Origin of the sequence: Xanthomonas cannabis pv. cannabis (assembly GCF_000802365.1) — a bacterium.
In the GTDB taxonomy this organism is placed as follows: Bacteria; Pseudomonadota; Gammaproteobacteria; order Xanthomonadales; family Xanthomonadaceae; genus Xanthomonas; species Xanthomonas cannabis.
On record NZ_JSZE01000097.1, the window covers coordinates 1 to 13,976 of the forward strand.

General features: G+C 66.2%; 8 protein-coding genes and 1 pseudogene. 6 read left to right on the forward strand and 3 right to left on the reverse strand.

Features of this window, described 5'->3' with window-relative positions; genetic code table 11:
- Both OZ10_RS15515 and OZ10_RS15520 read right to left on the reverse strand, forming a co-directional pair.
- Nucleotides 1-198 (reverse strand): annotated as a pseudogene (locus OZ10_RS15515) (hypothetical protein); the annotation flags it as partial.
- A gap of 59 nt (nt 199-257) precedes the next feature.
- Nucleotides 258-731, reverse strand: coding sequence for a DUF3574 domain-containing protein (locus OZ10_RS15520; protein WP_039405694.1), 474 nt, complete (start codon nt 729-731; stop codon nt 258-260).
- 202 nt (nt 732-933) lie between these two features.
- On the opposite strand from OZ10_RS15520, the gene OZ10_RS15525 reads away from it, so the two are divergent.
- From OZ10_RS15525 to OZ10_RS15550, 6 genes are all read left to right on the forward strand, one after another.
- Entirely contained in the window at nt 934-3,369 is a 2,436-nt protein-coding gene (locus OZ10_RS15525; protein WP_039565758.1) for a TonB-dependent receptor plug domain-containing protein, read from the forward strand.
- Nucleotides 3,370-3,500: 131 nt separating this feature from the next.
- Nucleotides 3,501-4,259: a trehalose-phosphatase gene (otsB, locus tag OZ10_RS15530; protein WP_052210052.1), complete on the forward strand. Its 759-nt coding sequence runs from the start codon at nt 3,501-3,503 to the stop codon at nt 4,257-4,259.
- Between the two features lie 45 nt (nt 4,260-4,304).
- Complete coding sequence (locus OZ10_RS15535) at nt 4,305-6,083, forward strand: glycoside hydrolase family 15 protein (RefSeq protein WP_039405572.1); 1,779 nt, start codon at nt 4,305-4,307, stop codon at nt 6,081-6,083.
- Complete coding sequence (otsA, locus tag OZ10_RS15540; RefSeq protein WP_039405569.1) at nt 6,080-7,447, forward strand: alpha,alpha-trehalose-phosphate synthase (UDP-forming); 1,368 nt, start codon at nt 6,080-6,082, stop codon at nt 7,445-7,447. The genes OZ10_RS15535 and otsA overlap by 4 nt, the downstream gene beginning before the upstream one ends.
- Before the next feature lie 720 nt (nt 7,448-8,167).
- Nucleotides 8,168-10,603, forward strand: a complete 2,436-nt coding sequence (locus OZ10_RS15545; protein ID WP_202903025.1) for a membrane-bound PQQ-dependent dehydrogenase, glucose/quinate/shikimate family — start codon at nt 8,168-8,170, stop codon at nt 10,601-10,603.
- 534 nt (nt 10,604-11,137) lie between these two features.
- Nucleotides 11,138-13,006 carry a methyl-accepting chemotaxis protein gene (locus OZ10_RS15550; RefSeq protein ID WP_039405561.1) on the forward strand — a complete coding sequence of 623 codons (1,869 nt, stop codon included), beginning with the start codon at nt 11,138-11,140 and terminating at the stop codon, nt 13,004-13,006.
- 445 nt (nt 13,007-13,451) lie between these two features.
- Here the strand turns inward: OZ10_RS15550 and OZ10_RS15555 are convergent, their stop codons facing one another.
- Nucleotides 13,452-13,907: a thiol-disulfide oxidoreductase DCC family protein gene (locus OZ10_RS15555; protein WP_081419583.1), complete on the reverse strand. Its 456-nt coding sequence runs from the start codon at nt 13,905-13,907 to the stop codon at nt 13,452-13,454.
- Between the last annotated feature and the right edge of the window lie 69 nt (nt 13,908-13,976).

Consider the following 13,976-nt stretch of genomic DNA (forward strand, 5'->3'; position numbering starts at 1 on the left):
CCCGCCTTCGCCGTCATCCACATCCGCGTCCAGCCACTGCGTACTGCCGCCCGGCGACAGCACCACCTGCAGGCGCGTGCCGACCAACGTGGCGGTGGCTTGGGTCTGCGCATCGATGCGCACCTGCACGCGGGTATCGTCGGCCGCAGTCGCCGCACCGGTGAACGCTCCCAGCGCCACGAACAGGAACGCGGGCACGCCGCGATGGGCGTGCGGCCATCGCCATCGCGGCCTGTTGGTCACCATGCGCGATGCCCTCAGAACGACACCTCCACCGCCTGCCGCGACCACAGCACCGACTGGTGTCCGGTGGCCTGCTTCCAGGCCAGGCGGATCGCTTCGATGTCGTTACGCCGCTGCGGGGTGTCTTCGTGCAGGATCACCAGCACCTTGGTGCCCAGCCGGTTCGGCTCCTTGGCGCCGCGGAACAACCACTGGCCGTAGGCATCGAACACGGTCAGCCCGTCCGGAAAGCGCGGGGTCACTTCCTTGTCCAGGAATGCGCGCCATTGGGCATCGTCGATGGTGCGGGTCTGCGGGCGGTCGGCCGGGCCGGTTTCTTCGCCCACGCCGAAATACAGCTCACTGCGCACCCAACCCCGCGCCGCCGCCGGCCGCGCCGCATCGCCCTGCAGGCTGGCGGTGGCCGCTGCGGGCGCACCGCCGGGCGTGGTGGCGCAGGCGGACAACGCCAGCGTGGCGGCAAGCAGGCAGGACGGCAGCAACTTCATCGACTTCTCCGGATCGGGGGGCAGGCGCATGCAGGCCGGGCATCAGCTGATGCCGGCGTGCGCGCACTGTGCCACCTCGCGCCGGCCTGAACAACGCGATAATATCTCTCCATCCGGATGAATGTGGACAATCCAACCCCTTTGCGCCCCAGCCCGGCCGGATGCCAACCGCGTGGCGCGTTGCAGTTGCAGGAGAGAGAGCATGACCCGCCCCACCCTTTCGGTGATCGGCCTGGCAGTGGCCGCGGCACTGAGCGCCAATGCGCAGGCCCAGCAGGCCGCCCCCGGCGCCACCACCCTGGACACGGTGATCGTCACCGGTACCCGGGCCAGCGACCGCACCGTGCTGGAATCGACCGTGCCGGTGGACGTGCTCACCGCCGAAGACATCCGCAAGGCCGGCGTGGTTAACGGCGAACTGGGCAGTGCGCTGCAGGCGCTGCTGCCCTCGTTCAATTTCCCGCGCCAGTCCAACTCCGGCGGCGCCGACCACATCCGCGCCGCCCAGCTGCGCGGGCTCTCGCCCGACCAGGTGCTGGTGCTGGTCAACGGCAAGCGCCGCCACACCTCGGCGTTGGTGAACACCGACAGCAAGATCGGCAAGGGCACCACGCCGGTGGATTTCAATTCCATCCCGATCAACGCGATCAAGCGCATCGAGGTGCTGCGCGACGGCGCCGGCGCGCAATACGGCTCCGATGCCATTGCCGGGGTGATCAACGTCATCCTGGACGACAACCCCGAACGCGGCGAGCTGGAAGCCAGCTTCGGCGCCTACAACACCGATGTGGAGCCGATCAATCGCCGCGTCACCGACGGCCAGACCAGCTACGCCAGCGCCAAGGTCGGCTCGCTGCTCGGCGATGACGGCGGCTTCTTCAAGGTGGGCCTGGAGCTGAAGAACCGCGAGGCGACCAACCGCGCCGGCTTCGACCAGATCCCGCCGTTCGAGGAGCAGACCCCGGCCAACCTGGCGCTGGCCGGGCAGCGCAATTACGTGCTCGGCGACGGCGCCACCAAGGGCTTGAATGCCTGGCTCAACACCAAGGTGCCCTTCAGCGACAGCGGCGAGTTCTACGCCTTCGGCACCTACAACCAGCGCGACACCGAAGGCGCCAATTACTTCCGTTACCCCGACAGCAGCGCCAACTGGCGCGAGATCTACCCCAACGGCTACCGGCCGATTTCCGAAGGCGAGAACCGCGACCTGCAGATCGTCGCCGGTGCGCGTGGGCAGTGGGGCAACTGGGACTATGACGCCAGCGTCAACCACGGCCGCAACGACTTCACCTACCGCCTGCGCAATTCGCTCAATGCCTCGCTCGGCCCCACCAGCACCACACGCTTCAAGACCGGCGACTTTGCGTTTTCGCAGACGGTGGGCAACCTGGACCTGACCCGCGTGTTCGATGCGGCCGGCGGCACCCATACCTTCGGTACCGGCGCCGAATTCCGCCGCGAGCAGTACCGCACCCATGCCGGCGACCCGGCCAGCTACGCCGCCGGCCCGTTCACCGACCGCCCCACCGGCTCGCAGGCCGGCGGCGGGCTCACCCCGCAGGACGAAGCCGACCTGTCGCGCAACGTGGCCAGCGCCTACGCCAACGTGTCCAGCCAGTTCGGCGACGCGTTCTCCACCGATCTGGCCGGCCGCTACGAGCATTACCAGGATTTCGGCAGCCAGTGGACCGGCAAGCTGGCTGCGCGGTATGCGTTCGCCCCGGCGTTTGCGCTGCGCGGCGCCATCTCCAACAACGTGCGTGCGCCCTCGCTCAGCCAGATCGGCTACGAAGCCACCTCCACCGGCTACGACGCCGCCGGCCGCCTCACTCAGGGCCGCCTGCTGTCGGTCAACAACCCCATCGCCCGCGGGCTCGGTGCGACCGACCTGAAGCCGGAAAAGTCGGTCAATTACAGTCTCGGCTTCACCAGCAAGCTGGGCGATCACTTCGACCTGTCGCTGGACTTCTTCCAGATCGATATCGACGACCGCATCGCGCTGTCCGAAGACATCACCGGCGATGCGCTGACCAGCTTCGTGCAGCAGAACTTCGGCGTCACCGGCGTGCAGAGCGCCAGCTACTTCCTCAATGCCGCCGACACCCGCACCCGCGGCGCCGAGCTGGTCGCCAACTGGCGCCAGTACGCCTTCGGCGGCGACCTGCTGCTCACCGGCACCTACAGCTACGCCAAGACCGAACTGGAAAACATCATCGCCACCCCGGCGCAGGTGCTGGCGTTGAACCCCGAGTACGTGCTGTTCGGCGTGGAAGAAAGCAACACGCTCACCGATGCCGCACCGCGCACCCGTGCTGCGCTCGCGGCCAACTGGAGCAACGAACGCTGGAACCTGCAGACGCGCGTCAACCGCTACGGCAGCGCCACCCGCGTGTTCGACTTCGGTGGCGGCTTCGTGCCGCGTCAGACCTACGGCGCGGAGTGGCAGCTGGACCTGGAAGCCGAATATCACCTGGGCATGCACTGGACGCTGGCCATCGGCGGGCAGAACATCCTGGACAACTACTCGGACCGCTCCATCGACGACATCGCCTACTTCGGCAACCTGCCCTACGACGTACTCTCGCCGATCGGCAGCAACGGCGCGTACTGGTATGGGCGGGTGCGGTACTCGTTCTAACTAACGCCGGGATTGGCGGATTCGGGATTCGGGATTGGCAAGCGCAGATCGTCGCGAATCCCCACTCCCGAATTCCCAATCCCCGCCGTTGCATAACCTGAATATCACACCGCCTTGCGCACACTAGCACGATGGCAGACGTGCACTCCCCCCTTCCCTCGCCGCCATTGCTGGACGATGCCTGCGCATTGTTTCTGGACGTGGACGGTACCCTCATCGACTTTGCCGACAGCCCCGAGGCTGTGCGACTCCTGCCCGAGGTCCGCGAGGCCATCGAGCGCCTGAGCGATCGCCTCAACGGCGCGGTGGCGCTGGTCAGCGGCAGACCGCTGTCGCAGCTCGACGCCTTGTTCGCGCCGCTGGTGCTCCCGGCTGCCGGCCTGCACGGACATGAACTGCGCAGCGATGTCGATGCGCGCGCCGCCATGCCGCAGGACACCTCCGCCTTTCTGCATGGCCTGCATCAGCGGGCCACTGCACTCACGCACACGCATACGGGCGTCCTGGTCGAAGACAAGGGCGTCAGCGTGGCCTTGCACTGGCGCGCGCAACCCCTTGCCGGCCCCGACGTGCTGGCATTTGCGCAGCAGGAAATCGCCCAGCTGCCCGGCTATCGCCTGCAGCCCGGAGACCATGTCGTCGAATTCGTGCCCGAAGGCAGCAACAAGGGCCTGGCCGTCGAACAGCTGATGCAGCAAGGCGCCTTCGCCGGCCGCACCCCGGTGTTCGTCGGCGACGACCTCACCGATGAATTCGGGTTCGAGGCGGCCAATCGCCTTGGCGGGTGGAGCGTGCTGGTGGGCGATCGTGCGCAGACCAGCGCGCGCTTCCGCGTTACAGGTACCGCCGCCGTGCACGCCTGGCTGCAATACAACGCGCGCACCGCATAACCGCAGGCGCGCCTCCTTTCGTCACTACAGGAACGTTTGCACTTCATGACCGAGCCAAACCTGGATCTGGGCGTCATCGGCAATTGCAGCTTTGGCGCGTTGGTCGATCGGCAGGCACGCGTGGTGTGGAGCTGCCTGCCCGCCTTCGATGGCGATCCGGCCTTTTGCACGCTGCTCTCGCCCAAGACCGAAGGCGGCGACTTTGCCGTGGAGCTGGAAGACTTCGCCAGCAGCGAGCAGCACTACCTGCCCAATACGGCCGTCTTGCGCACCGTATTGCGCGATCGCCACGGCGGCGAGGTGGAAGTCATCGACTTCGCTCCGCGCTGGCGCAATAACGGCCGTTTCTATCGGCCGGTCAGCATCATCCGGCAGATCCGTCCGCTGGCCGGCAACCCGCGCATCGTGGTGCGCGCGCGCCCGCTGGCCGACTGGGGCGGCCGCACGCCGGACACCACCTGGGGCAGCAACCATATCCGCTGGGTGTTGCCGGAGTTCACCCTGCGCCTGACCACCGACGTGCCGGTACGCTTCGTCCGCGACGGGCTGCCGTTCGTGCTCAGCCATCCGGTGAGCCTGGTGCTGGGCGTGGACGAATCGCTGACCCGTTCGCTCACCGGCTATGTGCAGGAAGCGCAGGAGCGCACCGAAGAATACTGGCGCGAATGGGTGCGCTATCTGTCCATCCCGCTGGACTGGCAGGAAGCGGTGATCCGCAGCGCCATCACGCTGAAGCTGTGCCAGTACGAAGACAGCGGCGCCATCATTGCCGCAATGACCACCTCGATTCCAGAAGCGCCCAATACCCCGCGTAATTGGGACTACCGCTACTGCTGGCTGCGCGATGCCGCCTTCGTGGTGCGCGCACTCAATCGGCTCGGCGCCACCCGCACGATGGAGCAGTTCATCGGCTACATCTTCAACATCGCCACCAGCGACGGCACCATGCAGCCGCTATACGGCATCGGCTTCGAGTCGCAGCTGGAAGAGCATGAAGTCGACACCATGGACGGTTACCGCGGCATGGGTCCGGTGCGACGCGGCAACCTGGCCTGGATCCAGCAGCAGCACGATGTCTACGGCAGCGTGGTGCTGGCCTCCACGCAGTTGTTCTTCGACCTGCGCCTGAAGGACCAGGGCGATGCCGACACCTTCCGCCGGCTGGAGCCGCTGGGCGAGCGCGCCTACGCGCTGCACAACGTGCCCGATGCCGGTCTTTGGGAGTTCCGCGGCCGCGCCGAAGTGCACACCTATACCGCCGCGATGTGCTGGGCCGCCTGCGACCGCCTGTCCAAGATCGCCGACCGGTTGGTGCTGCCCGAGCGCGTGGCCTACTGGCGCGAGCGCGCCGACAGCATCCGCGAACGCGTGTTGACCGAGGCATGGAGCGACGAACACGGCCATTTCACCGATACCCTCGGCGGCCATCGGCTGGATGCCTCGTTGTTGCTGCTGGCCGATATCGGCATCGTGGCCAACGACGACACCCGCTTCGTGCGCACGGTCGAAGCCGTTGGCCGCGTGCTCAAGCATGGCGATGCGCTGTACCGCTATATCGCACCGGATGACTTCGGTGAGCCGGAAACCAGCTTCACCATCTGCACGTTCTGGTACATCGATGCGCTGGCCGCGATCGGCCGCAAGGACGAGGCGCGTGAATTGTTCGAGCGCATCCTCTCGCGCCGCAATCACCTCGGCTTGCTGTCGGAAGATCTATCGTTCGAAGACGGCGAAGCCTGGGGCAACTTCCCTCAGACCTATTCGCATGTCGGTTTGATCATCGCAGCGATGCGCTTGTCGCGGAGCTGGCAGGAGGCGTCATGAGTCGTTTGGTGGTGGTATCCAATCGTGTTGCAGTGCCCGGCGAAAATCGCGCAGGCGGTCTGGCGGTCGGGTTGTTGGCAGCGCTCAAGGAGCGCGGCGGCGTGTGGTTCGGCTGGAGCGGCAAGACCGTGCGCGGCGACAGCGGCGGCATGCACGAGCAGACCGAAGGTGACATCAAGTTCGTCACCATGGACCTCAACAAGCGCGACATCGATTCCTACTACAACGGCTTTGCCAATCGCACGTTGTGGCCGCTGCTGCACTTCCGCCTGGACCTGGTCGATTACGACCGCGCCACGCGCGAAGGCTATATGCGCGTCAACCGCCTGTTCGCGGAAAAACTGGCGCCGTTGCTGAAAGACAGCGACACCTTGTGGATCCACGATTACCATATGATTCCGCTGGGCGCGATGCTGCGCGAGCTGGGTGTGGGCTGCAAGATGGGCTTCTTCCTCCACGTGCCGATGCCCTCGGCCGATCTGGTGCAGGCCATGCCCGATCACGCGCGCCTGTTCAGCACCTTCTATGCCTACGATCTGGTCGGCTTCCAGACCCAGCGCGACGCCGAACGCTTCAAGGCCTATGTGCGCCTGTTCGGTGGTGGCCGCATCCTGGAAGGCGATCTGGTCGAAGGTCCGGGCGGGCGTCGCTTCACCGCATCGTCGTTCCCGATCGGCATCGACACCGATCTGATCGCCACCCAGGCCAAGGCGGCAGTCGGCAAGCAGGCGGTACGCGACCTGCGCGAGAGCCTGCGCGGTCGGCAGCTGGCCATCGGCGTGGATCGGCTGGATTACTCCAAGGGCCTGCCGGAACGCTTCCAGGGATTCGAGCGCTATCTGGAGCGCTATCCGGACCAATCCGGCAGCCTCACCTATCTGCAGATCGCACCGGTGTCGCGCGGCGATGTGGCCGAATATCGTCAGTTGCGCGGGCAGCTGGAACAGATTGCCGGACATATCAACGGTGGGCATGCAGGTCCTGACTGGACGCCGTTGCGCTACGTCAACCAGAACTTCAGCCATGCCACCCTGACTGGGTTTTATCGCGCCGCGTCGGTGGGCTTGGTCACGCCGCTGCGCGATGGCATGAATCTGGTCGCCAAGGAATTCGTGGCGGCGCAGGATCCGGAAAACCCCGGCGTGCTGGTGCTGTCGCTGTTGGCAGGTGCAGCCGACGAGATGAAGGAAGCGCTGCTGGTCAATCCGCACGATCTGGACGGTGTGGCCGATGCAATCGCGACAGCGGCCAGCATGCCGCTGGCAACGCGCATCGAGCGGTGGCGCGCGATGATGGATCATCTGCGCAAGAACAACATCAACGATTGGCGCCAGCGTTATTTGCAGGCGCTGGCCGACGTTTGACCTCTCTTCCTGCAGCTGAAGGCGCTGCAGGGCCGATAAGGGACAAGAGTACTGTTTCAGCGTTGCGGCGGAGCCCGCGCCATTTGCCCCCCGCTGCACGACACGCATGCGATACAGCTCCCCTATCCTCCGGGAGATCCTGCGGGAAAAGGTGCCCGATGCGATACCGCTCCCTTCCCCTCCGGCAGAAGGTGCCCGATGCGATAGCGCTCCCTTCTCCCACCGGGAGAAGGTGCCCGAAGGGCGGATGAGGGGACGGCTGAAGAAGGCCCCCGACGTTTGTCTCCAAAACGCGACAACGCGGGGCCTCGAGCATGACCACCGCCGGATCAAACGATTCGATGCCTTCCCGACGCTGGTGCTATAGCCAGCGATGCTTGCAGCCACCATCCCCGCAGTAGGCACTGGTCATCAACCCGATGCGTGCCCACACCGCGTTGGGATCTTCGACTTCCATGTAAATCCGGTGCAGCGGGCGTGCAGGTTGGAACGGTGGTTCCCATTCCGTCACGGACAGGCAGCGCGTGGAGGTCTAAAATATTCATATGAGTAGCGCTGAGGACCCTGGGAGGGGCTGCGCGTTCATATCCAGGTCGCCGGCAGCCCTGTGCCAACGGGCGACCTCTCTCCCTCCACGACTTGTCTCCCGGTGCGGCCCCAAGTCCTTCCTGACATCTCAAAATGACTGATCAATCCTCAAAACGTGGGCTAGGCACCTGGTTGCTGGTGGCCTATGCGGTGGTGATCGCCGTGCTCGGTGCGGTGCTCGCCTACGAAGGCGGCCGCCTGGTGGCCGTCGGTGGTTCCTGGTACTACCTGCTCGCGGGCATCGCCCTGCTGGCGGCCGGTGTGCTGCTGGCACTGGGCAAGCGCGCCGGCCTGTGGCTGTTTGGCGCCACGCTGGCTGCAACGATCGTCTGGGCGCTGTGGGAAGTGGGCCTGGACGGCTGGGGCCTGGTCCCGCGTCTGGCCTGGATCTCGGTACTGGGCCTGGTATTGCTGCCGTTCTGGGGCGTGGCGCGTCGCCGCATGCAGCCCTTGTCCGGTGTCGGCTATGCCGTTGTCACCGGCGTGCTGCCGGTGCTGGGCGCCGGCCTGATCCTGTGGCCGCTTTTCCTGCCGCGCAATGTCGAGCTGGCCGATGCCTCCAAGCAGGCCACCAACCCGACCGCCTTCAGCCGCGGCAACGTGCCCAGCCCGGACGGGAATGTGGCGGCCAACCACGACGCCAGCAACTGGACCGCCTATGCCGGCTCCAACCTGTCCAACCACTACACGCCAGGCGCCCAGATCACCCCGGACAACGTCAAGAATCTCAAGATTGCCTGGGAGTTCCACACCGGCGACCTGAAGCCGAAGGATTCCAAACTGGGCTACGCCTTCCAGAACACCCCGCTCAAGGTCGGCGAGCTGCTCTACATCTGCACGCCCACCCAGAAGGTGATCGCGGTGGAAGCCGCCAACGGCAAGGAGCGCTGGCGCTTCGACCCGCAGACCAATCCGAAGGCGATGGCCGGCGTTGCCGCCACCACTTGCCGCGGCGTGTCGTACTACCAGGCGCCGCAAGGCACCGCCGAGTGCCCGACGCGGATCTTCTGGCCGATGGTCGATGGCCGCCTCGGCGCGCTGGACGCGCAGACCGGCAAGCTGTGCACCAGCTTCGGCAACAACGGCTTTGTCGATCTCAATGCCGGCACCGGCAACACCAAGCCGGGCTTCGTCGGCCCGACCTCGCCGCCGGTGGTGATGCGCGGCGTGGTGATCCAGCCCACCGGCCAGGTGCGTGACGGCCAGGAAGGCGATGCGCCGTCGGGCGTGGTGCGTGGCTTCGATGCGCTCACCGGCCAGCTGCGCTGGGCCTGGGACCTGGGCAACCCGGCGATCACCGCCGAGCCGCCGGCCGGGCAGACCTATACCCGTTCCACTCCGAACGTGTGGTCGCTGATGGCGGCCGACGACGAGCTGGGCCTGGTGTATCTGCCGACCGGCAATGCCTCGGGCGATTTCTTCGGCAAGGGCCGTACCCCGCAGGATGAGGAATACACCGCCTCGCTGGTTGCCGTGGATGCGGCCACCGGCAAGGAGCGTTGGCACTTCCGCACCGTCAACCACGACCTGTGGGATTACGACATCGGCCCGCAGCCGAACCTGGTCGATTGGCCGGTCGCCGGCGGTGGCACCCGTCCTGCGGTGATCCAGGCCACCAAGTCCGGCCAGGTGTTCGTGCTGGACCGCGCCACCGGTGCGCCGCTCATGCCGGTCAAGCAGATCGCCGTGCCGCAGGGCACCGATCATGGCGACTGGACCGCGGCCACGCAGCCGATCTCGCCGGGCATGCCCAATACCGTGGGCGCACCGAGCCGTGAGGTCGAAACCATCGTCGAATCCGACGCCTGGGGCATGACCCCGTTCGACCAGCTGGCCTGCCGCATCCAGTTCAAGCAGCTGCGCTACGAAGGCATGTTCACCCCGCCGACCCAGCAGGGCTCGCTGGCCTTTACCGGCAACCACGGCGGCATCAACTGGGGCGGCGTCTCGGTCGATCTGCAGCGCGGCATCATGGTGATGAACAGCAATCGCCTGCCCTACACCCTGCAGGTCTACACCCGCGAAAAGATGAATGAGCTGGGCGTGGTGTCGGTGTTCGACGGCAAGAGCAAGACGCCCGGCTACATGGCACAGAAGGGCCTGGCCTACGGCGCCCGCAAGGAGCCGTGGATGTCGCCGCTCAACACGCCGTGCGTGGCACCGCCGTGGGGCTACATCTCCGGCGTGGACCTGCGCACCCAGCAGGTGCTCTGGCGGCGTCCGCTGGGCACCGGTTACGACCAGGGCCCGATGGGCATCCCGTCCAAGACCAAGTTCGAGATCGGCACGCCTAACAACAGCGGCTCGCTGGCCACCGCCGGCGGCGTGACCTTCATCGGCGCGACCCTGGACGACTTCATGCGCGGCTTCGACACCCGCACCGGCAAGCAGGTCTGGGAGACCCGCGTGCCGGCCGGCCCGCAGGCCGCCCCGCTGAGCTACACCATCGACGGCAAGCAGTACATCGTGGCCGCCGTGGGTGGGCACGACCGCATGGAAACCAAGTCGGGCGACAGCGTGATCGCCTGGGCCCTGCCGGACGATGCACCGGCCGCGCCGGCGAAATAAGCGCCTGCCTGACGATGCAGTGACACACAAGCCGGCCGTCGTGAGACGGCCGGCTTTTTTGTGGGTCTGCCGCACCGAGCGGACGCATTGCTTCATGGGCTTGGGTACCAGAGCAGCGCGGCCAGGCGATCTGCCCGACCTCTTTCTGGCTGGTGGGCCTTGCACGTCGCCGCGCAGCAGTCGCACGTCCCCGCACAAGGTCGGCTGGCTCGGCCGTTCCAAAGCGCGCAGCCATGTCATCACGATGCTCTGCCACACGACGTCGAATAGCGTGGAGCGACACCGTAATTTTCACTCGAAATTTACATTTAGAGGTTGGCGCAAACACATACCCCGTCCACTGCTACGGACTCGGCACCGACTGAAACCGCTTCCAAATCAATGATTTCCAGCACTTTACGGTTTGCTCGACCTTATTCCGACAAACGGCACCTTCACGCCATCATGATTCAGGCTCAGCCGCCGATACCCCTTGCAGCCCCGCATTGCCGGACACCGATCCATTCCCTCAGATCATCCAGTTGGACTCAGCCTATGTCGCCTTCACATGATGCCGCCCCCGTTGCCCGCCCATCGGCCGATCCCGACGTCGCGCGCACCCGCTGGGCTGCAGGGCTGCCCGCCGCTGCACAGATCGGCTTGCTGACCTTGCTGACGCTCTACGCCGCCACGCTGGTGCCCGGCGGTCTGGCAAGCGCCCTGGCGACGCTGCTCCCCGCTCTGTTGGTGCTGGGCGCGGCCAGCGCCGGCCTGTGGTGGTGGGCGCAGCGTCGCAGCAACGTGCAGCTGCAACAGGCCGTGCGCGCGGTCATTGCAATCGGCGAAGGCCGCTTCCACCGCCTGAACCTGCGCACCGCCTCTGGCGAACTCGCGCCGCTGCTGCATGCCTTGCAGGACACCCAGGACAAGCTCGCCATCCGCCTCGATGTGATGGAACAGGGCCTGCGCCACGGCCAGTTCGTGATCAAGGCGCTCGACGATCTGGACACCATGATCCGCATCGCGGACGACGACGGCCAGGTGCTGTTCGCCAACCGCAAACTGCTCGCGATGCTCAAGCTGATCGAACCGGACGTGCAGAGCTTCCGCCCCAGCTTCCATGCCGAAGGCTTCGTTGGCGGCAGCATTGGCGACATCTATCCCGACAGCCAGGCCGCGATCGACCGCATGCGTGCATTGACCGCATCCAAGGCGGTACGTGCGCCGTTCTTCGGCCGTCAGATCGACTTCGTGTACAGCCCGATCATCGCGGCCGACGGCGCCAAGCTCGGCACCATTGCGCAGTGGATGGACGTCACCGCACAGGTCAACGCCGAGCAGGCGCTGATCCAGATCATCGATGCCGCCGCAGCCGGCGATTTCAGCCGGCGCATGCAGATCAATGGCATGGACGGGGTATTGCTGTCGTTGGCGCAGGGCATCAATCGCATCTACGACTCGGTGGAAACCCACCTGGCCGCGTTGGCGCGCGTGATCGGCGCGCTGGCCGAAGGCGACCTCACCCAGCGCGTGGAGGGCGACGCGCACGGCATCTTTGCGCGCCTGCGCGACGACACCAATCAGACCGTAAGCCGCCTGACCGAGATCATCGGCGGCATCCAGACCGCGTCCGACACCATCCGCCAGGCCGCGGTGGAAATCGCCGCCGGCAATACCGACCTGTCCGAGCGCACCGAGCAACAGGCCGCCAACCTGGAAGAAACCGCCAGCTCCATGGAGGAGCTCACCTCCACCGTGAAGCAGAACGCGGAAAGCGCGCTGCAGGCCAATCGCCTGGTCGTGGGCACCGGTGACGTCGCCCAGAGCGGCGGCCAGGTGATGGACGACGTGGTCGCCACCATGAGCCAGATCAGCACCGCCTCGCGCAAGATCGGCGAGATCATCGGCGTCATCGACGGCATCGCGTTCCAGACCAATATTCTGGCGCTCAACGCTGCAGTGGAAGCCGCGCGCGCTGGCGAACAGGGCCGCGGCTTTGCGGTGGTGGCCTCGGAAGTGCGCGCACTGGCGCGGCGCTCGGCCGACGCAGCAAAAGAAATCAAGACGCTGATCGCCGATTCCAGCGACAAGGTGGAGCTGGGCTCGGGCCTGGTGCACCGCGCCGGCGCGACCATGCGCGAGATCGTCGGTTCGGTCCAACACGTCACCGACATCATGGGCGAGATCACCGCCGCCAGCGCCGAGCAGTCCAGCGGCATCGAGCAGGTCAACCGCACCGTGGCGCAGCTGGATGAAGTGACCCAACGCAACGCCGCGCTGGTGGAAGAAGCCACCGCCGCCGCGCGCAGCCTGGAAGAGCAGGCAGTGGAACTGGCCGATGCGGTGTCGATCTTCCGCCTGCAAGCCGCGCACAGCGGCGACCCGAAAGCAGCGCGCGCAAGCTTCAAACACGCAGCCGCGTAAGCCGCCGTCACCCCAAGCGCAGCATCACCGCAGGAGCGCGCCCGGGCGCGACGAGCTTTCCCGGTAATGCCGATCGCGCCCAGGTGCGCTCCTACACCAGACTGGCGTGCCTGTCCGCCACCACAGGTCCAACGCACGCGGCCGAATAGCACTCCGGCACTCCGTATCAACAAGCCATCATAGAAATCAGCGCACAGTCGTAGGAGCGCACCCGGGCGCGACCGAGCTTTATCGGTAATGCCTGATCGCGCCCAGGTGCGCTCCTACACCAGATTGGCGTGCCTGTCCGCCACCACAGGTCCAACGCACCCGGCCGAACAGCACTCCGTATCAACAAGCCATCATAGAAATCAGCGCGCAGTCGTAGGAGCGCACCTGGGCGCGACGGAGCTTTATCGGTAATGCCCGATCGCGCCCAGATGCGCTCCTACGTCTAGCTGGGGCGCTAGTCCAGAAACCGCTCGCGCTGCTCCGGGGTCGGCAACATGCAGTGCTCGGTGCGACCGAACCAGCGGTAGCGGTTGCGTGCGATCAGGCGGTAGCCGATGTCACGCACACCGCGCGGCAGCACGCGCACCAGCGTGGCCAGCCGCCAGAAGCCGCCCAACCCGGATAGCACCTGCACGATCGCATCGCTGTCGGTCCACGCACCGTCGACATCCACCAGCAGGAACGACAGCGGGTCGTCCGGATCCAGCCCGTGCTGCTGCAACAACGCGCGCCCGGCCTGGCCCTGCATCGCCGCAAAGCGATAGCGCCCGCGTCGATCGTGGCGCAACAGAAATTTGACCCAGCCGTTGCAGAGCAGGCACACGCCATCGAACACGATGGTTGCGGGCGCAGCGCGTGGCTGCCCGCCGGGCGGCGCCCCACGAGGCGGCTCCGGGCACGCCGGCTCCAGGTGGGCGCGTTCAACGCCCGGCGGATCAACGCGGTTCAAGCCAGCCCTCGTAGCGAATGAACGGCCCTA